This is a genomic window from Aliiroseovarius marinus (assembly GCF_004360145.1).
In the GTDB taxonomy this organism is placed as follows: domain Bacteria; phylum Pseudomonadota; class Alphaproteobacteria; order Rhodobacterales; family Rhodobacteraceae; genus Aliiroseovarius; species Aliiroseovarius marinus.
The window spans coordinates 85,716-104,575 of the sequence record NZ_ML178713.1 but is presented as its reverse complement, the minus strand read 5'-3'; the positions used below and the strand labels follow the sequence as shown (position 1 = coordinate 104,575).

Here is an 18,860-nt window from a genome sequence, read left to right as displayed (position 1 = left end):
TGGGCTAGGCTGAATTCAGTCAGCATGGGAGCCAGCTATGAAACGTAAAGAGTATACGGGCGACGAGATCACGGTCACCTTTGACCTGAAGCGCTGCATTCACGCGCGCAACTGTTTCCTTCAACTGCCCGAAGTGTTTGACCCGTCGAAGCGGCCTTGGGTGCAGCCCGACAATGCAAGTGCCGAGGAAGTAGCGGCAATGATCCGGACCTGCCCCTCGGGCGCCTTGGCATTTCGACGCAACAGTGGCGCCCAAGAGCGCGCGCCGAAGATCAACCGGCTGGCAGTCTTGGAAAACGGGCCTTTGGTGCTGGCGGGCGATGTGTGTGTCGAGGGCGGAGATCGCGAAACCCGCGTGGCGCTCTGTCGCTGTGGGCTGTCGAAGAACAAACCCTATTGCGACTACAGCCATGTGGACGGCGGGTTCGAGGCGACGGGCGAACCCGCGCCTAAAACACCACCTGCCAGTGACGACGTAGGTGGGCCTGCCGAAGTCTCGCGTCGTCCCGACGGGCCGTTGGTGGTGGATGGGAACCTTGAGCTATGCTCGGGCACGGGGCGGCGGATTGGTACCGTGGGTAAGGCATTTCTGTGCCGTTGCGGACATTCGAAGAACAAGCCGTTCTGTGATGGCAGCCACAAAGCCGCCGATTTTACCGATCCGGCCGACGCAGTGTCATGACCTGGTTCAGCGACGAAACCCTGTCGTTTCTTCGCGACCTGTCCGGGAACAACAGCCGCGACTGGTTTGCCGAAAACAAGCCGCGTTATGAGGCGCATATCAAAAAGGCCGCTGCGCAGTTTGCGGATGCGCTGGCCCAGAAACTTGCCGCGATCTATGCGACCGATGTGACCGCGCGGATCTTTCGGATGCATCGCGATCTGCGGTTTACCAAGGACAAGACGCCTTACAACACGCATATCCATATCGGTTTTGCAGACGCGCAGACCGGGGCCAGTTGGATGGTCGGGTTACAAACCGAACACCTTGTGGTGGGCTTCGGCGTTTTCACCTTCGACCGCGATGCGTTGGCTCACTGGCGCGAGATCGTTGCCGGGCCGCAGGGGGAAGTTCTGCAAGTGCTGCATGCTAAAGCGGAATCCGATGGATTGCGGATTTCCGAGCCCGAGTTGAAACGTGTTCCGATGGCGTGGGAGGCAGATCATCCGCATGGCGACCTGCTTCGGCGCAAGGGGATCGTCTGGTGGAACGACCACGTCCCGCAGGCCGAGATCATGGGGCCGGACGGACCGGCCATGATCGCAATCGAACTGCGTGCAATGGAGCCTTTGCGCAACTGGATGCAGCTTGCGCTCGATCCGCAGGTTTAGGACTGCAGGCCCAGCTTTCCCGTCAGCGTTTTCAAGGTGGCTCGGGTTGCCTCGTTCCAATCCGCATTGCGCGACTTGAACAGGGTGGCTTGCGATTTGTGGACGGGTTTGCCCGCCAGAATCTTCAGGTGGTTCGCGCGCAAGGTCTCGCCGGTCGAGGTAATGTCGGCCACGGCCTCGGCGGTTTCGTTCTTGACGGTACCCTCGGTCGCGCCCTGGCTGTCCACCAACTGATAATCCGCCACGCCGTGGTCGCGCAGGTGATCGCGGATCAAGCGGTGGAACTTGGTGGCGATGCGCAGGCGGAACCCGTGCTGGGCGCGGAAGGCTGCGGCAGCGGCATCCAGATCGTCCAGCGTGTTCACATCGACCCAGCATTTCGGCACGGCGATGATCAGGTCTGCATGGCCAAAGCCCATCAGGGCCAGTTCTGACACTTTGTCCTGCCAGCTGCCCAGCTTTTCACGCACAAGGTCCGATCCGGTCACACCCAGATGGATGCGGCCAGCGGCAAGCTCGCGCGGAATTTCCCCTGCCGACAGCAAGACCAGCTCGATCCCATCGATTCCGTTGACTGCAGCTGCATATTCACGATCCGACCCGGTGCGGGCCAGCTCCACGCCACGCGCGCCGAACCAGTCAAAGGTCTTCTCCATCAGACGGCCCTTCGAGGGCACACCAATCTTCAGGGTCATTTTGCACCCCCAGCGGTCAGTTCCAACACGATTTCAGGGCGGATGACGCCGCCGACGGCGGGGATTTCATGCCCTTTGGCGCGGCCCAGCACGCGGGTCAGCGCATCATAGCGCCCGCCTGTGGCCACCGGGGGCAGATCGGGGCGGGTTTCAGCGTAAAAGCCAAAGACGAACCCGTCATAATATTCCATCGAGGTGCGGCCATAGCTGCCTTCGAAATCCAGATTATCCACGTCCACGCCGCGCTGATAGAGCGCCTCGGCCCGGGCTTCCAACCGGTCGACGGCATCCGCGATGGCGGGCATGTCGACCGCGATGTCGCGCAGACGCGACAGCACGTTCACCGTGGTTTCGCGCAACCCCAGAAGGTCATCCAGCAGCTCGACCTCTTGGACCGAGATCGGCGCGGCGGCGGCGTCTTCACGCAGGGCCTCGATGCGGTCAGCGATCTCGGCCGCCGAGCGCAGGCCGATCTGGGGGCCTGCATCCTGCATCGGATCATCCTTGGCAAGCATCGCCGCACGACCTTCCGGCAGCGGCGCGCGTCCGGCGAACCGGTCCAGCAGCGCACGGAAACGGCGGGGACGCCAGATATGGCGCAGCAGGGCGGCCTTGCGGCGATCCGTGGTTTTCAACCCGCGCACAGCGGCCAAAAGCAGCCCCATATCGCCGGTGGCAGCCCGCAGCGACAAAGGCGAGAGCGCGTCTTGGATAAAGGCAAAGACCTCGGCATCCGCTTCGATGGGGGCGTCGCGGTCAAAGACCTCGTATCCCACCTGGAAGTATTCCGAGGCGCGATGGGTGGATTCTTCCTGCGCACGGAACACCTCGCCCATATAGGTATAGCGAGCGGGTTCAGCGCCGTCGGCCATGTGCATCTGCACGACCGGCACGGTGAAGTCAGGGCGCAGCATTGCCTCGCCCCGGATCGGGTCATGGGTCACGAAGGCGCGGCCCCGGATATCTTCGCCATAGAGGTCCAGAAGCGTGCCTGCCGGTTGCAGGATGTCGGCCTCGACTGCGGTTGCGCCTTTGGCTTCAAAGACCCCCATCAAGCGGGCGGCTTCGGCCCGGATCTGTGCCTTATCCGTCATCGGAACCCTCGATGATGTCACGCACGCGGGCGACCATGTCGGCGCGGTCGCATTCGAACTGGCTGGGGCGTTCTTTCCATTCCTCAAGCGTGGCGCTTTCGGCGATCTTGGCGCCCAGCACCAGATCCTTGATCTGCACCTTACCCGCGTCGAACTCGTCCGAGCCCGCAATGACAGCCACAGGCGAGTTGCGCTTGTCGGCATATTTCAACTGGTTGCCGAAGTTCTTGGGGTTGCCCAGATAGACCTCGGCCCGGATGCCCGCGTTGCGCAGGTCGGACACCATCGCCTGATAATCCGCCAGTCGCGACTTATCCATGACGGTGACGACGACAGGGCCAACAGCCTTGCCGCCCATCCGGCCCTTGGCGCGGAGTGCAGCCAAAAGGCGGTCGACGCCAATCGAGACGCCGGTGGCCGGAACGGCCTGTCCGGTGAAGCGCTTGACCAGATCGTCATAACGCCCGCCCCCAGCAACGGACCCGAACTGACGCGGACGGCCTTTTTCGTCTTGGATTTCGAAGGTCAGCTCGGCCTCGAACACGGGGCCGGTATAATAACCCAGACCGCGCACGACGGAGGGGTCGATCTCGATCCGGTCGGGGCCATATCCCTGTGCGGCCAGAAGATCGGCGATCTGTTCCAGCTCGGCAATGCCTTCCGCACCAATAGCGCTTTCGCCCACGGCGGCGCGCAGGTTCGTGAGCGTTTCCTCGGCGGTGGCACCCTTCGAGGTCAGGAAGGCCAGCACCGGCTCGGCCTGTTCATCCGATAGACCAACCCCGTCGATATAGGCACCCGAAGCATCCAAACGCCCCTTGCCCAACAGCTCGCGCACACCGGCCTCTCCGACCTTGTCGAACTTATCGATGGTGCGCAGAACCGCGTCACGTTCGGGGCCTTCGCCCACGCCCATAACCTCAAGCACGCCATTCATAACCTTGCGGTTGTTCACCCGCACCAGATAGTCGCCGCGCGGAATGCCGACGGTTTCCAGCGTGTCGGCCAGCATGGCGCAGATTTCCGCATCCGCGGCCATCGAGGCTGTGCCCACGGTATCCGCATCACATTGATAAAACTGGCGGAAACGCCCCGGACCGGGCTTTTCGTTGCGCCAGACAGGGCCCATCGCATAGCGACGATAGGGCGTCGGCAGGTCGTTGCGGTGCTGTGCATAGACGCGGGCCAATGGCGCGGTCAGGTCATAGCGCAGGGCCATCCAGTCGCCATTGTCCTTCTCGTCAAACTCTTGCCACGCGAAGACGCCTTCGTTCGGGCGATCCACGTCGGGCAGGAACTTGCCCAGCGCCTCGACCGTTTCCACAGCCGAGCTTTCCAGCGCGTCAAAGCCATAGCGATGATACACCGCCGCAATCTGGTCGAGCATATGTTTACGCTCGTCCACTTCCGCTCCGAAATAGTCGCGAAATCCCTTGGGCGTGATTGCCTTGGGGCGGGGCTGTTTTTTCTGCTTGGCCATGTCTGGTCCCGGTTCACATTGGTGTCGCGGGCGGTCTAGCGGATGGGGGCGGTGGGGGCAAGGAAAGCCTGTGTTTCTTCACAATTTACCGCAGATCTGTGGATTTCGCTGGGCGCGCACGACCGGGCAGGCTATCACGCAGCCATGACCCAAGATCGCATCACCCAATTGGAAGAAACCATCGCCCACCTGACCCGTCAGCTCGAAGAGCTGAACGAGGTCGTCGCGCGGCAGGATACGGACCTGTCGAAAATGACCCATCGCGTGAAGATGCTGATGGAGCGCGAGGCCCAGCGCGAAAGCGCGGGCACGGGCGGGGTGATCCTTGGGGATGAACGCCCGCCGCATTACTAGGGCTCCCGCCCCGGATTGCCCCTGGCGGGGCGCACCGGATTGGGGGTGGCCGCGCTGACGCGCGGCAGATATGAGGCCTCCGGCGGGGATATTTATGGCAAGAAAATAGAGAACCAGATCTCCTATTTTCTTGCCATAGATATCCTGGGGTGAGCGCCGAAGGCGCGAGGGGCAAAGCCCCTAGACTTCTTCGACATCAATCACATCGTTCAGCGATTTTAGCGCGCCTTTGACCTGTGGATTCAGCGGGAAAGACTGGCCCAAGGTCATCTCGACCTCGCCGGGCAGGCTGGGATCCATCAGGCAAACGGACACTTCTCCGGGGCGGGCATTGCGCGCCTTGGCCGCCGCATCCTGCAAGACTGACGCCACCTGTGCCAGCGCCGCGGCGTTTTCGAGGTAGAGCTTCAGCGCCATGCCCCCCACATCCGACACCACATTGTCGATGGGCGAGATTGAACGGGCCAGAAGTTTCAGCTGGTCGGCCTCCATCGTCGCCTCGACCGTGACAACCACGTTCGCCCCGGTTTCCAGATAGTCGCGGCATTTCTCTAAGACGTCCGAGAAGATCGTGACCTCGTACTGGCCGGTCGGGTCGGTCAACTGGGCGAAGGCAAAACGGTTACCGCGCGCGGATTTGCGCTCCTGACGGCCGGCCACGGTGCCGGCCAGCTTTGCCACCATCGCGCCACGTTCCGCTTTCTTTTCAAGCTCTTGCAAGGACAGAACCTGCTTGCGCTTCAGCGCGGCCATGTAGTCATCCAGCGGGTGGCCGGACAGGTAGAAGCCAATCGCTTTCTGCTCTTCCGCCAGCCGTTCGCTGGGCAGCCAGTCACCCACGGGGGACAAGCGCGGTTCGGGCAGGTCATCGCCCGCCTCGCCAAACAGAGACACCTGATTGGACGCGCGTTGTTCGTGGATCGCGGCCGAGTAGCTGACCAGACCATCGAGGCTGTCGAAGATACGGCGGCGGTTTTTGTCCAGCTGATCGAAGGCCCCGGCGCGGGCCAGCATCTCCATCGGGCGTTTGCCGACACGTTTCAGATCGACCCGGCGGGCGACGTCAAAGAGCGTCGCGAAGGGCTTGTCGACACCGTCGACCTTGCGGCCCTCGACCACCAATTTCATCGCTTCGATGCCCACATTTTTCAACGCGCCCAACCCGTAGACCACCTTGCCGTCCTTCACGCTGAAGGTTTCTAGCGAGCGGTTCACGCAGGGCGGTACGATTTCGATATCCATGCCGCGCCGCACTTCGTTGGCGTAGACGGACAGCTTGTCGGTCAGGTGGATATCGCAGTTCATCACGCCGGCCATGAACTCGACCGGGTGGTTCGCTTTCAGCCATGCGGTTTGATAGCTGACCACCGCATAGGCGGCGGCGTGGGATTTGTTGAAACCGTAGTTGGCGAACTTCTCCAGAAGGTCGAAGACTTCCGAGGCTTTCTTGGCGGGCACACCGTTTTCGGCAGCGCCCTTTTCGAACTTCGGACGCTCGGCGTCCATCGCCTCTTTAATCTTCTTACCCATCGCGCGGCGCAGCAAGTCAGCACCACCAAGCGAGTAGCCCGCCATGACCTGCGCGATCTGCATAACCTGTTCCTGATAAACGATAATCCCTTGAGTTTCCTCAAGAATGTGGTCGATCAGAGGGTGAACGGACTCGATCTCGCGCTGGCCGTTCTTGACTTCGCAATAGGTTGGGATGTTCTCCATCGGGCCGGGACGATAGAGCGCCACCAGCGCCACGATGTCTTCGATACAGGTGGGTTTCATGCGCCGCAGCGCGTCCATCATACCGGTCGATTCCACCTGGAACACGGCGACCGTTTTCGCAGCGGCATAGAGCTTGTAGGTCGGTTCGTCATCCAACGGGATAGCGTTGATTTCGTTCACCGCGCCTTCGGGCGGATCATAGAGCGTATTGCCCCCCGGCCCCACATGCAGATCACGCCCCTGCCCCCGGATCAGGTCCACGGCGTTTTGAATGACGGTCAGGGTTTTCAGGCCCAGAAAGTCGAACTTCACAAGGCCGGCCTGTTCCACCCATTTCATGTTGAACTGGGTCGCAGGCATGTCCGAGCGCGGATCCTGATACAGCGGCACCAGCGCGTCCAGCGGCCGGTCTCCAATCACAACACCCGCCGCGTGGGTCGAGGCGTTGCGCAGCAGGCCTTCGATCTGCTGTCCGTATTTCAGAAGACGGTCGACGACCTCTTCCGCGCGGGCCTCTTCCCGCAGGCGGGGCTCGTCTTTCAGGGCTTTCTCGATCGAGACGGGTTTCACGCCTTCGACCGGGATCATCTTCGACAGGCGGTCCACCTGCCCATAGGGCATCTGCAACACGCGTCCCACATCACGCACCGCTGCTTTCGACAGAAGCGCACCGAAGGTGATGATCTGACCCACCTTGTCGCGGCCGTATTTCTCTTGAACGTAACGAATGACTTCCTCGCGACGGTCCATGCAGAAGTCGATGTCGAAGTCCGGCATCGAGACACGTTCCGGGTTCAGGAAGCGTTCGAACAGCAGCGAATAGCGCAGGGGATCAAGGTCGGTGATGGTCAGTGCATAGGCCACCAGACTGCCCGCACCCGAGCCACGGCCCGGTCCCACCGGAATGCCCTGATCCTTGCCCCATTTGATAAAGTCCGCAACGATCAGGAAGTAACCGGGGAAGCCCATGCCTTCGATGATGTCGAGTTCAAAATCGAGGCGTTTTTGGTATTCCTCGACAGACACCGCATGGGGGATCACGGCCAGTCGATCCTGCAAGCCTTCATTCGCCTGGCGGCGCAGTTCGACCACCTCGTCATCGGCGAATTTCGGCAGGATTGGATCGCGGCGATAGGCCATGAAGGCGCAGCGCTTGGCGATTTCCACGGTGTTCTCGATCGCTTCGGGCAGATCCGCGAACAGCGTGATCATCTCTTCGGGAGATTTGAAATAGTGCTGAGGCGTCAGACGGCGACGGCCGTCCTGCTGGTCCACATAGGCGCCTTCCTTGATGCAGATCAGCGCGTCATGGGCCTCGTACAGCTTCTGGGCGGGGAAATAGACGTCATTGGTTGCGACCAGCGGAATGCCCATCGCATATGCCATTTCGACAAAGCCGCGCTCGGTCAGACGTTCGGGTTCGGTTGGCTGACCGCCCTCACCGGGATGGCGCTGAAGCTCGACATACAGACGGTCGCCATAGGTCTTGTGCAGGCGGCGCATCAGGGATTCGGCCTTGTCGCGCTGACCGTTTTGCAGGAACTGTCCGACCGGACCTTCCGCCCCGCCGGTCAGGCAAATCACACCTTCAGAGTTTGCTTCCAGATCCTCCAACGTGACCTGCGGCAGCGCGCCGTGCTTGTCCACATAGAGGCAGGTATTCAGGCGCATCAGGCCCTCGTATCCCTCTTCCGTTTGGGCCAAAAGCACCACCGCTGCGGGGGCTTTCGGGGCCTCGCCCGGCGCGGGCGGGTCATAGCAAACATCGACCTGACAGCCGATGATGGGCTGCACGCCCTCACCCGCAGCCGTCACGGAAAACTCCAATGCGGCGAACATGTTATTGGTATCCGTCATGGCGACGGCGGGCATGTCGTGGGCCGCACACAGACCGGGCAGTTTCTTGACCGGCACCGCCCCTTCCAGAAGCGAGTACTGCGTGTGGGTGCGAAGGTGAATGAATCGGGGTTGGCTGCTCATTCGGGCAGGTTAAACCAGCGCCTGATCAGACGGAAGGGCGGCCTGCATCCCTCAACAAGAAATTGCCACAGGGCTTGACCGATCACGTTTTCCCGGCTTTCCTATAGGCATAAAAACATACCCCCGCGCGTTTTCTACGCCGCATCGAGGACGCTAACTTCGGGGCCACCAACAGGGTAAGGCGGCAGGACGTTTCAATGAATATCACCTTTCTTCTGAACGGAGAGAGCGTGACCCTGCGCGATGTTGACCCCACGCAATCCACGCTGAATTGGCTACGCGACACGCGTGGTCTGACCGGTACGAAAGAAGGCTGCAACGAAGGTGATTGCGGGGCCTGCACGGTCATGCTGCGGGACGCGGATGGCGCGAGGGCGGTGAATGCCTGCATCCTGTTTCTGGGACAGCTGGACGGGAAATCCCTCACGACGGTCGAGGCTTTGGCGGACGGCGACGCCTTACATCCCGTGCAAGAAGCACTGGTCGAAGAACACGGATCGCAATGTGGGTTTTGCACGCCGGGAATCGCGGTGTCCTTGGCCACGGCGCATCTGAATGGGGACCGGGCGCATGATGATGTGCTGGCGGGGAACCTGTGCCGTTGCACCGGCTACGCGCCGATTGTGCGCGCGGCTGAACGCGCCGCTGAGGCGCCAGTGCCCGACGCGTTCGCCGCGGCGCACGCCCTGCCCGATACAGACGACACCCCCATGCGCCCCAAGACGGCGGACGCCTTGGCGCAGGCGCTGATGGAGCATCCCCACGCCACGCTAGTGGCCGGGGCGACGGATGTGGGGCTGTGGTCGACCAAAGCGTTGCGCGACATTCGCCCAGCGATTTTCCTGAATGGTGTCGCGGACCTGAAACAGGTCGAATTCACCGACACGCATATCCATATCGGCGCGGGCGTCAGCATCGAGGCATTGCGCCTCCTAATGCTCGACCACCTCCCCCATTTTGCCGAGATGCTGCGCCGTTTTGCGTCCACTCAGGTGCGGAATGTCGCCACCATCGGCGGGAACATCGCCAACGGCTCGCCTATCGGGGACGGACCACCGCCGCTGATCGCGCTGGACGCGGTGCTGCATTTGCGGCGCGGGGACGTCCGGCGGCAGGTCGCATTGGAGGACTTCTTCATCGACTATGGCAAACAGGACCGCCAGCCGGGCGAGTTTGTCGAGGCGATCTCGGTCCCGCGCGGGCCAGACAATCTGCGCGTCTACAAGCTGTCGAAACGGTTCGATCAGGACATTTCCGCCGTGCTGGGTGCGTTCAATATCGCAGTTGAGGACCGCAAGGTCGCCACCGCACGGATTGCCTTTGGCGGCATGGCGGGCACGCCGAAACGGGCAACCCATGTCGAGGACGCCTTGATCGGGCAGCCGTGGGATTTGGCGAGTGTTGAAGCCGCCGCGCAGGCCTTTGCCAAGGACTACACCCCGATGACCGACATGCGGGCCTCTGCCGACTATCGCCTACGCGCCTGTCAGAATATGCTGATCCGCTGCTTCCATGAGGGAACAGGAGCCAAAACCTCGGTGCTGGAGGTGACGTCATGAGCACCGGAGCCCCCCTGCCCCACGATGCCGCAGCGCTGCATGTGACAGGCGCTGCACGCTATGTAGATGACATCCCGCTGCCCGCGAACTGTCTGCATCTGGCGTTCGGGCTCAGCGAGGTGGCGCGCGGTGTCATCACCCACGCAGACCTGACAAAAGTGCGCGAGGCCGACGGCGTCGTCGCGGTTCTGACCGCCGCCGATCTTCCCTTTGAGAATGATGTCTCGCCCTCGATCCATGACGAACCCTTGCTGGCGCAGGGCGAGGTCTTCTATCACGGCCAACCGATCTTTCTGGTCGTCGCCACCAGCCATCTGGCCGCACGCAAGGCGGCGCGGTTGGGGCAGATCACCATCGACCCGCGCCCAGCAATCCTAAGCATCGACGACGCATTAGCCGCCGACAGCCGGTTCGAAAACGGACCGGTGGTCTGGTCGCGTGGTGACGCGAGTACGGCGATGAGCGCTGCCCCCCACATCATCGAGGGCAGCTTCGAGATGGGTGGGCAAGAGCATTTCTATCTGGAAGGCCAAGCTGCGCTGGCGGTGCCGCAAGATGACGGCGACATGCTGGTCAACAGCTCGACCCAGCACCCCACGGAAATCCAGCACAAGGTGGCCCACGCGATCGGCGTCCCCATGCACGCGGTTCGGGTCGAGACGCGCCGTATGGGTGGCGGTTTTGGCGGCAAGGAAAGCCAAGGCAACGCGCTCGCCGTAGCTTGCGCCGTGGCCGCGCGCCAAACCGGACGGCCCTGCAAAATGCGCTATGACCGCGATGATGACATGGTCATCACCGGCAAGCGCCATGACTTCCGCATCACATACCGTGCAGGCGTGGATGATGACGGGCGGCTGGTCGCGCTGGACGTCACCCAGCTGGCCCGCTGCGGCTGGGCGCAGGACCTGTCGCTGCCGGTGGCGGATCGCGCGATGCTGCACGCGGACAATGCCTATTTCCTGTCGGATGTGCGAATTGAAAGCCATCGGCTGAAGACACACACGGCCTCGGCCACCGCGTTTCGCGGGTTTGGCGGGCCGCAAGGAGTGTTTGGGATTGAGCGGATCATGGACCACATCGCCCGCGCGCGCGGGTTGGACCCGATGGACGTGCGACGGGTGAACTATTACCGCGACGGACAGACCACCCATTACGGGCAGGAAATTCAGGGCTTCCACATCCCCGCCATGACGGATGCACTGTTGCAGCGTGCGGATTATGCGCAGCGGCGCGCCGAAGTTGCGACCTTCAACGCCGAAAATCCTTTGCTGAAAAAAGGCTTGGCCTTCTCGCCCGTCAAGTTCGGGATCAGCTTCACCCTGACCCACCTGAACCAAGCGGGCGCGCTGGTGCATGTGTATCAGGACGGCTCGATCCAGATGAACCACGGTGGGACCGAGATGGGGCAAGGGCTGTTCCAGAAGGTGGCACAGGTGGCCGCGCGTAGTTTTGGCGTGCCGATGGAGCTGGTGAAAATCACCGCGACGGACACGGCGAAAGTGCCCAATACCTCGGCCACGGCGGCGTCCTCTGGGTCGGACCTCAACGGGATGGCGGTGCAGAAAGCCTGCCTGACGATCCGCGCGCGCATGGCCGAGCATTTGGCGCAGATCTGGCAATGCACGCCCGCCGAGATCACTTTTGCGGATGGGCAAGTGCATGGCCCGGCGCAGAGCGTCTTGTTCCAAGAGGCCGCCCAGATGGCCTATGAGGCGCGCGTCAGCCTATCCGCCACGGGCTTTTACAAAACGCCCGAGATCACATGGGACCGCGCCAAAGGTCAGGGGCGGCCATTCTTCTATTTCGCCCATGGCGTGGCGCTGACCGAGGTGGTGATCGACACGCTGACCGGCGAAAACCGCGTGCTGCGGACCGATATCCTACATGACGCGGGCACCAGCCTGAACCCAGCGCTGGATATCGGGCAGGTCGAGGGCGGCTATGTGCAGGGCGTCGGCTGGCTGACGACCGAGGAACTGGTCTGGGACGACAAGGGCGTTCTGCGCACCCATGCGCCATCGACATATAAGATCCCGGCATGTTCTGACCGGCCACGCATCTTCAACGTCGACCTATGGGATCAGCCCAATCACGAAGACACAATCTTCCGCTCGAAAGCGGTGGGCGAACCGCCCTTCATGCTGGGCATTTCCGCATGGCTGGCACTGGCGGATGCCGTCGCGGCCTGCGGCGACGGGTTCCACGACATGAACGCGCCCGCAACAGCGGAAGAGGTTCTGTCCGCTGTGGAAAGGGTGCGCGATGGCGATTGATCTGCCCGAACTTGACCGCACCATTCAAGCGCATGGCCCCGTGGCCCGCGTGGTGGTCGCAGACACCGCTGGATCAACCCCGCGCGAGGTTGGGGCGGCGATGCTGGTCTGGGCGGACGGGCAATCTGGCACAATCGGTGGAGGAGAGCTGGAATATCGCGCGGCAAACGACGCGCGCGCGCAGCTTCTGCAAGGTCAGACGACCCGCATGGTCCGTCTGCCTCTTGGCCCTGCACTCGGCCAATGCTGCGGTGGCGCTGTGACGCTTTTAACCGAACTCTATTGCGCCGAGGACCTGCCCCGTCTGGCAGATAGCCCGGTTCATGCGCGCTCAATGACCGCAGACGACACCCCGCCGCTTGCCATCAGCCGCACACTCGCAAAGGCCCGCAATCAAGGCGTGATCCCCGAACCCGCCCTAACGCAAGGCTGGATGGTCGAACCCGTCACCCGCCCACAGACCCCGATCTGGATCTATGGCGCGGGCCATGTCGGACGCGCGCTGGTCCAGACCCTCGCGCCGCTGCCCGACCTTGCAATCACATGGGTCGACGTGGACCTGACGCGCTTTCCCGACAACATACCCGTCGGCGTCACTTGCCTGCCTGCCCCCGATCCGGCCAAGGCCGTCACGCTGGCCCCCGCTGATGCCCACCACCTTGTGCTGACCTATAGCCACATGATGGACCTCGAAATCTGCCACGCGATTCTTTCGCATAGGTTTGCCAGCGCCGGATTGATCGGATCCGCCACCAAATGGGCGCGTTTCAGAACACGTCTGACCGCTTTGGGGCATCACCGCACAGAAATTGATCAAATCAACTGCCCAATCGGTGATCCGAGCTTGGGAAAACACCCGCAGGCCATTGCTCTGGGGGTTGGGACCGCGCTACTTAAGAGCGTCGCATATAACAATAAACTCGACAGGGGAGTGTTCAGTGACAGGGGACATGCGTCAAGGTGATGCGCTGATGACACTGGAGGGCCTTACCAAGGCCTATCCCGGCGTCTTAGCCAACGATCAGGTTTCGTTTTCGCTGTTGCCCGGCGAAGTGCACGCCCTTTTGGGGGAAAACGGCGCGGGCAAATCCACGCTGGTGAAGATGATCTACGGGCTGGTAAAACCAGACGCGGGTCAGATGACCCTGAATGGAGATGATTTCACGCCGGTGAACCCCGCCGCAGCCCGCGCTGCCGGTGTTGCGATGGTGTTCCAGCATTTCAGCCTGTTTGACGCGCTGTCGGTTGCCGAAAACATTGCGCTTGGCATGGACAACCCGCCCAGCACGCGTGAATTGGCCAGCCGCATTCGCGAAGTGAGCCAAGCCTATGGCCTGCCGCTGGACCCCGACCGGATCGTGGGCGACCTGTCCGCAGGCGAACGCCAACGGGTCGAGATCATTCGCTGCCTGCTTCAGAACCCCAAGCTTCTGATCATGGACGAACCGACCAGCGTTCTGACCCCGCAAGAGGTCGAGATCCTGTTCGAAACCCTGCGGAAACTGACCTCCGAAGGGACGTCGATCCTGTACATCTCGCACAAGCTGGAAGAAATCCGCGCTCTGTGTGAACACGCGACGATCCTGCGGCACGGCGTGGTGGTCGACACCTGCGATCCGCGCGAGAAATCCGCGCGTGAACTGGCCGAACTGATGGTGGGCGACAAGCTGCACGTCCCCTCGCGCGATCCAGCGGAACCGGGTGCGGTCGCACTGTCCCTCTCGGGCGTCTCGATGCCCTCGCCCAGCGAGTTTGGCACCGACCTGCGCAACGTCTCGCTTGAGGTGCGTAAGGGCGAGGTTCTTGGCATTGGCGGTGTCGCGGGGAATGGGCAGGACGAATTGTTGGCCGTCATGTCGGGCGAGGCCCGTGCGCAAGACGGATCCATTACGCTGGCAGGCGAAGAGATCAACACGCTGTCCCCCGGCGCGCGTCGTGCGCGTGGGCTTTTGACGGCGCCAGAAGAACGGCTGGGCCATTCGGCAGCGCCCGAAATGAGCCTGATCGAAAACGCGCTGCTGACCGGGTCCGTCCGTGAAAAGCTGGTGGATCGCGGGTTTCTGCGTTGGAACAAGACCGAGAAATTTGCCCGTCGCATCATCGAAGCCTTCGACGTGCGCACCCCCGGCCCGGACAACGCCGCCGGATCGCTGTCGGGCGGCAACCTGCAGAAATTCGTCATTGGCCGCGAGGTGTTGCAGAACCCCGACGTCTTGGTGGTGAACCAGCCCACTTGGGGCGTGGATGCAGCGGCTGCGGCCTCGATCCGGCAATCGCTGCTGGATCTGGCGCATAAGGGCGCGGCAGTGATCGTGATCTCTCAGGATTTGGACGAGCTGATGGAAATTTCGGACCGCTTCACGGCGCTGAACGAAGGCCGCTTGGCCCGTCCGGTCCCGACACAAGGGCTGAGTGTCGAGGAAATCGGCCTGATGATGGGTGGCGCAGAAGATGGTGAGGTGGCCGCATGATTCGTTTGGAAAAACGACCCCAGCCGTCCAAAGTCTGGGGCACGCTGACACCGGTTTTGGCCGTGATCGCCACGATGATCGCAGGCGGCATCCTGTTCTGGATGCTGGGCAAAGACCCGCTTGAAGCCATTCGCACGATCTTCTGGGATCCGCTGTTTCACGAGACCTTCGGGCCCTATTCGCGCCCGCAGTTGTTGGTCAAAGCTGGCCCCCTGATCTTGATTGCCATCGGCCTGTCCTTGGGCTTCCGCGCAGGGATCTGGAACATCGGAGCCGAGGGTCAGTACATCATGGGTGCCATCTGTGGCGCCGCTGTCGGGCTGGCCTTCTATCCGTCTGAAAGCATCCTAATCTTCCCGGCGATGGTGCTGGCCGGGGCTATCGGCGGTTGGGCGTGGGCGATGATCCCCGGCGTGTTGAAGGTGAAGTTCGGCACCAACGAAATTCTGGTCAGCCTGATGCTGGTCTATGTGGCGGAAAACATCCTTGCCTCGGTCAGTCAGGGACTGCTGAAGAACCCCGACGGCATGGGCTTCCCCGGCTCGCGCAACTTCCGCGACTTTCCGGCAGCTTACAACACCGACTTGATTGAGGGCACCGGCATGCACTGGGGCGTCGCTGCGGCGTTCATCGCAGTGATCCTTGCCTACATCCTTCTGACCCGCCACATGCTGGGCTTCCAAGTCCGCTTGACGGGCGAGGCACCGCGGGCTGCCAAGTTCGCGGGCGTGAACCCCACGCGGCTCATCCTGTTCTGCCTTGGCACCTCGGGCGCGCTGGCCGGACTTGCGGGACTGTTCGAGGTTTCCGGCCCCTCGGGTCAGGTCTCGATCGACTTTAACGCAGGCTATGGCTTTACCGCGATCATCGTGGCTTTCCTTGGCCGTTTGCATCCCATCGGCATTCTGCTCGCAGGGCTCTTGATGGCCCTGACCTATATCGGTGGCGAGCTGGCGCAGCTGATGCTGGGCCTGCCCGGTGCCGCGATCCAGATGTTCCAAGGGATGCTGATGTTCTTCCTGCTGGCGATGGACATGCTGTCTCATTATCGCGTGCGGTGGAAAACGCCAGTGGCGGCGAAAGAAGGAGCGAAATGATGGATCTTGGACAGATTAACCCGCTTCTGCTTCTGGCCTCGCTCATGGTGGCGGCAACGCCCATCCTTCTGGCTGCAATCGGCGAGGCCGTGGTCGAGAAATCGGGCGTGCTGAACCTTGGCGTGGAAGGCATGATGATCACCGGCGCGGTGGTTGGGTTCGCATTCGGCGTCAACACTGGCGCGCCCTCGATCGGCTTTGTCGCGGCGGCTGTCGCGGGCGCCGCGCTTTCGATGCTGTTTGGCGTGCTGGTCCTGTATCTGAAGTCGAACCAAGTGGCGACGGGTCTGGGCCTGACGCTGTTCGGGCTGGGGCTGTCTGCCCTGATCGGCAAGCCGTACGAGGGCATTAAAGCGCCGACGATGGCCAAGTGGGAGATCCCGCTGCTGTCCGACATTCCGGTTCTGGGGCCGATCATGTTCCGCCACGACCCAATGGTCTATGTCAGCCTGATCATCGTCGCCCTGACATGGTACGTGCTGACGCGCACCCGTGCGGGCCTGATCCTGCGTGGCGTGGGTGAAAATCACAACGCCGCCCACGCGCTTGGCTATAAGGTCATCCGCGTCCGCCTGATGGCGATTGCCTTCGGCGGAGCCTGTGCTGGGATGGGCGGGGCTTATATCAGCCTTGTCCGCGTGCCCCAATGGGTCGAAGGCATGACCGCAGGTGCGGGCTGGATCGCGCTGGCCATCGTGGTCTTCGCCAGCTGGCGTCCGTGGCGCGTGCTTCTGGGCGCGTATCTGTTCGGCGGGATCTCGGTTCTGCAGCTGAACCTTCAAGCCGCAGGCGTCCCGATCCCGGTCGAGATCTTGGCGATGAGCCCCTATCTGATCACCATCCTTGTGCTGGTTGTGATTTCGCTGCGCGGCAATCACGGGGCGCCCGGATCTTTGGGCCGTGAATTCCACGCCACCCATTAACCAGCAGGACCCCTGATGAACAAAGCTGACATTCACGACATTCTGGACGGGCACAAACCGCTTGGCGGTGTGAACGTCGCGCGTGTCATGGATGTATTGATCCTGCTGTCGGCGATCGCGATTGCATTGGAAACCATGCCGGAACTGCCCGAGCACCTGCGCGGGCTGTTGTATAAGTTCGAGGTCTTGCTGCTGGTCATCTTTGCGGCCGAATACGTGCTGCGGCTGGTCACCTCTCCACGCCCGCTGCGCTATGCATTCAGCTTCTGGGGGCTGGTCGATTTTCTGGCCTTTGCCCCGGCCATCGCCCTACTGACGCCACAGTGGCAGGTGGTGCGCGCCTTCCGCTTGCTGCGTCTTGTGCGCCTTCTGAAGCTGTTTCGCGGATCCCATGCGATGGAGCGCCTTGTGGTCGCCTTCCGCCAAGTGCGCGGAGAGCTGATGATCTTCGGCGTCATCGCCGCACTTATGCTTTATGTTTCAGCGGTCGGAATTTATATCTTTGAACATGACGCACAGCCGGAAGTTTTCTCGTCCATTCCCAAAAGCCTGTGGTGGGCCGTCGCCAGTTTCACAACTGTGGGATACGGCGACATGTTCCCAATCACGGGGGGCGGACGTATCTTCACGACCTTCGTTCTGTTCATCGGATTGGGCGTGATTGCCGTGCCCTCTGCCATCGTGACAACTGCGCTTCTGGAAAGCGAAACCAACATCCAGCGTCGCCTGCGCGAAGCCCGCGAAGACGCCGCTGATGAAACCAATAATTCTGCTCAAGACACCAAGGGAGATTAACATGCGTGTATTGAAATCACTTCTGGCCACAGCCGCTTTGGCCACCGGTTTGGCCGGTGCGGCCGTGGCCGAGGACAAAACCAAAGTCGGCTTTATCTATGTCGGCCCCGTGGGCGACGGTGGCTGGACCTATGAACATGACAAAGGCCGTCAAGCCGTTGAAGCCGCATTCGGCGACAAGGTTGAAACCGTCTATGTCGAAAGCGTTTCGGAATCGAACGCCGAAGGCCCGATCACGCAGATGGCCCTGTCGGGTGCAGACCTGATCTTCACCACCTCGTTTGGCTTCATGGACGCGACGCTGGCCGTGGCCGAAAAGTTCCCGAACGTGAAGTTTGAGCACGCCACAGGTTATAAACAGTCGGACAACGTGTCGGTCTATTCGGCCCGTTTCTATGAAGGCCGCGCTGTTCAGGGTCACATTGCAGGCAAGATGACCAAGTCGAACATCATCGGCTACATCGCCTCGTTCCCGATCCCGGAAGTTATCCGTGGCATCAACTCGGCATACATCCACGCCAAAAAAGTGAACCCGGACGTTCAGTTCAAAATCATCTGGGCCTACACCTGGTTTGATCCGGCCAAAGAAGCAGACGCTGCAAAAGCTCTGATCGAGCAAGGTGCCGACGTGATCCTGCAGCACACCGACTCGACCGCACCGCAGGCAGCCGCCAAGGAAGCTGGCAACGTTGTGACCTTCGGTCAGGCCTCGGACATGGGTGAATACGCCCCGTTCCCGCGCGTCTCGTCGATCATCGACGACTGGGCACCCTACTATGTCGCCCGCACCAAAGCTGTCATGGATGGCACCTGGGAAAGCGTCTCGACCTGGGACGGCATTGGCGCTGGCATGGTTGGCATCGGCGAGATCACCGACGCCGTTCCGGCTGACGTGAAAGCCGAAGCAGAAGCCCTGCGTGACGCACTGGCCTCGGGCGAATACCACGCCTTCACCGGCCCGCTGAACAAGCAAGACGGCACCCCATGGCTGGCAGACGGTGAAACCGCGTCCGACTATGGCGACGACGGTCTGGCTGGCATGAGCTTCTACGTCGAGGGCATCGAAGCCGAAATCCCGTCGAACTAATCGA

The 18,860-nt window shown here is 61.8% G+C and carries 15 protein-coding genes; 11 read left to right on the top strand and 4 right to left on the bottom strand.

The window, feature by feature from the left end; all coding sequences use genetic code 11:
- The first annotated feature begins 37 nt into the window (after positions 1-37).
- Together EOL43_RS03915 and EOL43_RS03910 are read left to right on the top strand one after the other, a co-directional pair.
- On the top strand, positions 38-682 hold the full coding sequence (locus EOL43_RS03915; protein WP_133485766.1) for a CDGSH iron-sulfur domain-containing protein: 645 nt from the start codon (positions 38-40) through the stop codon (positions 680-682).
- Positions 679-1,332 (top strand): TIGR02453 family protein, encoded by a 654-nt coding sequence (locus tag EOL43_RS03910; RefSeq protein WP_133485764.1) that lies wholly within the window; start codon positions 679-681, stop codon positions 1,330-1,332. The genes EOL43_RS03915 and EOL43_RS03910 overlap by 4 nt, the downstream gene beginning before the upstream one ends.
- Here the strand turns inward: EOL43_RS03910 and hisG are convergent.
- From hisG to hisS, 3 genes are read right to left on the bottom strand one after another with little or no spacing between them, the layout of a single operon-like run.
- On the bottom strand, positions 1,329-2,027 hold the full coding sequence (gene hisG, locus EOL43_RS03905) for an ATP phosphoribosyltransferase (RefSeq protein ID WP_133485762.1): 699 nt from the start codon (positions 2,025-2,027) through the stop codon (positions 1,329-1,331). The genes EOL43_RS03910 and hisG overlap by 4 nt on opposite strands.
- The gene (locus tag EOL43_RS03900) at positions 2,024-3,121 is read right to left on the bottom strand and encodes an ATP phosphoribosyltransferase regulatory subunit (protein WP_133485760.1); all 1,098 of its coding nucleotides are present in this window, start codon (positions 3,119-3,121) and stop codon (positions 2,024-2,026) included. Before EOL43_RS03900 ends, hisG begins: the two co-directional genes overlap by 4 nt.
- The gene (gene hisS, locus EOL43_RS03895) at positions 3,111-4,601 is read right to left on the bottom strand and encodes a histidine--tRNA ligase (protein ID WP_133485758.1); all 1,491 of its coding nucleotides are present in this window, start codon (positions 4,599-4,601) and stop codon (positions 3,111-3,113) included. The genes EOL43_RS03900 and hisS overlap by 11 nt, the downstream gene beginning before the upstream one ends.
- A gap of 144 nt (positions 4,602-4,745) precedes the next feature.
- Here hisS and EOL43_RS03890 point away from each other — a divergent pair, with 144 nt between their 5' ends.
- Entirely contained in the window at positions 4,746-4,955 is a 210-nt protein-coding gene (locus EOL43_RS03890; RefSeq protein WP_420867495.1) for a SlyX family protein, read from the top strand.
- 180 nt (positions 4,956-5,135) lie between these two features.
- On the opposite strand, the gene dnaE is transcribed toward EOL43_RS03890, so the two are convergent.
- Entirely contained in the window at positions 5,136-8,651 is a 3,516-nt protein-coding gene (gene dnaE / locus EOL43_RS03885) for a DNA polymerase III subunit alpha (RefSeq protein ID WP_133485756.1), read from the bottom strand.
- A gap of 197 nt (positions 8,652-8,848) precedes the next feature.
- On the opposite strand from dnaE, the gene xdhA reads away from it, so the two are divergent.
- The 8 genes from xdhA to EOL43_RS03845 are packed head-to-tail and all read left to right on the top strand — an operon-like array spanning position 8,849 to position 18,856.
- On the top strand, positions 8,849-10,210 hold the full coding sequence (xdhA, locus tag EOL43_RS03880; protein ID WP_133485755.1) for a xanthine dehydrogenase small subunit: 1,362 nt from the start codon (positions 8,849-8,851) through the stop codon (positions 10,208-10,210).
- On the top strand, positions 10,207-12,483 hold the full coding sequence (xdhB, locus tag EOL43_RS03875; protein WP_133485752.1) for a xanthine dehydrogenase molybdopterin binding subunit: 2,277 nt from the start codon (positions 10,207-10,209) through the stop codon (positions 12,481-12,483). Before xdhA ends, xdhB begins: the two co-directional genes overlap by 4 nt.
- Positions 12,473-13,447 carry a xanthine dehydrogenase accessory protein XdhC gene (xdhC, locus tag EOL43_RS03870; protein ID WP_133485750.1) on the top strand — a complete coding sequence of 325 codons (975 nt, stop codon included), beginning with the start codon at positions 12,473-12,475 and terminating at the stop codon, positions 13,445-13,447. The genes xdhB and xdhC overlap by 11 nt, the downstream gene beginning before the upstream one ends.
- Complete coding sequence (locus EOL43_RS03865; protein ID WP_240686451.1) at positions 13,434-14,954, top strand: ABC transporter ATP-binding protein; 1,521 nt, start codon at positions 13,434-13,436, stop codon at positions 14,952-14,954. The genes xdhC and EOL43_RS03865 overlap by 14 nt, the downstream gene beginning before the upstream one ends.
- A complete protein-coding gene (locus tag EOL43_RS03860) occupies positions 14,951-16,051 on the top strand; it encodes an ABC transporter permease (protein WP_133485748.1) in 1,101 nt (366 codons plus the stop codon). The genes EOL43_RS03865 and EOL43_RS03860 overlap by 4 nt, the downstream gene beginning before the upstream one ends.
- Positions 16,051-16,974 carry an ABC transporter permease gene (locus EOL43_RS03855; RefSeq protein WP_205669516.1) on the top strand — a complete coding sequence of 308 codons (924 nt, stop codon included), beginning with the start codon at positions 16,051-16,053 and terminating at the stop codon, positions 16,972-16,974. Before EOL43_RS03860 ends, EOL43_RS03855 begins: the two co-directional genes overlap by 1 nt.
- 15 nt (positions 16,975-16,989) lie before the next feature.
- The gene (locus tag EOL43_RS03850) at positions 16,990-17,769 is read left to right on the top strand and encodes an ion transporter (RefSeq protein WP_133485746.1); all 780 of its coding nucleotides are present in this window, start codon (positions 16,990-16,992) and stop codon (positions 17,767-17,769) included.
- A 1-nt stretch (position 17,770) separates the two neighbouring features.
- Positions 17,771-18,856, top strand: a complete 1,086-nt coding sequence (locus EOL43_RS03845) for a BMP family ABC transporter substrate-binding protein (RefSeq protein ID WP_133485744.1) — start codon at positions 17,771-17,773, stop codon at positions 18,854-18,856.
- The last annotated feature ends 4 nt before the right edge of the window (positions 18,857-18,860 follow it).

Coding starts and splice junctions, on each gene's coding strand:
- EOL43_RS03915 (WP_133485766.1), top strand. CDS start 38: ATGAAACGTAAAGAGTATACGGGCGACGAGATCACGGTCACCTTTGAC.
- EOL43_RS03910 (WP_133485764.1), top strand. CDS start 679: ATGACCTGGTTCAGCGACGAAACCCTGTCGTTTCTTCGCGACCTGTCC.
- hisG (WP_133485762.1), bottom strand. CDS start 2,027: ATGACCCTGAAGATTGGTGTGCCCTCGAAGGGCCGTCTGATGGAGAAG.
- EOL43_RS03900 (WP_133485760.1), bottom strand. CDS start 3,121: ATGACGGATAAGGCACAGATCCGGGCCGAAGCCGCCCGCTTGATGGGG.
- hisS (WP_133485758.1), bottom strand. CDS start 4,601: ATGGCCAAGCAGAAAAAACAGCCCCGCCCCAAGGCAATCACGCCCAAG.
- EOL43_RS03890 (WP_420867495.1), top strand. CDS start 4,746: ATGACCCAAGATCGCATCACCCAATTGGAAGAAACCATCGCCCACCTG.
- dnaE (WP_133485756.1), bottom strand. CDS start 8,651: ATGAGCAGCCAACCCCGATTCATTCACCTTCGCACCCACACGCAGTAC.
- xdhA (WP_133485755.1), top strand. CDS start 8,849: ATGAATATCACCTTTCTTCTGAACGGAGAGAGCGTGACCCTGCGCGAT.
- xdhB (WP_133485752.1), top strand. CDS start 10,207: ATGAGCACCGGAGCCCCCCTGCCCCACGATGCCGCAGCGCTGCATGTG.
- xdhC (WP_133485750.1), top strand. CDS start 12,473: ATGGCGATTGATCTGCCCGAACTTGACCGCACCATTCAAGCGCATGGC.
- EOL43_RS03865 (WP_240686451.1), top strand. CDS start 13,434: ATGCGTCAAGGTGATGCGCTGATGACACTGGAGGGCCTTACCAAGGCC.
- EOL43_RS03860 (WP_133485748.1), top strand. CDS start 14,951: ATGATTCGTTTGGAAAAACGACCCCAGCCGTCCAAAGTCTGGGGCACG.
- EOL43_RS03855 (WP_205669516.1), top strand. CDS start 16,051: ATGGATCTTGGACAGATTAACCCGCTTCTGCTTCTGGCCTCGCTCATG.
- EOL43_RS03850 (WP_133485746.1), top strand. CDS start 16,990: ATGAACAAAGCTGACATTCACGACATTCTGGACGGGCACAAACCGCTT.
- EOL43_RS03845 (WP_133485744.1), top strand. CDS start 17,771: ATGCGTGTATTGAAATCACTTCTGGCCACAGCCGCTTTGGCCACCGGT.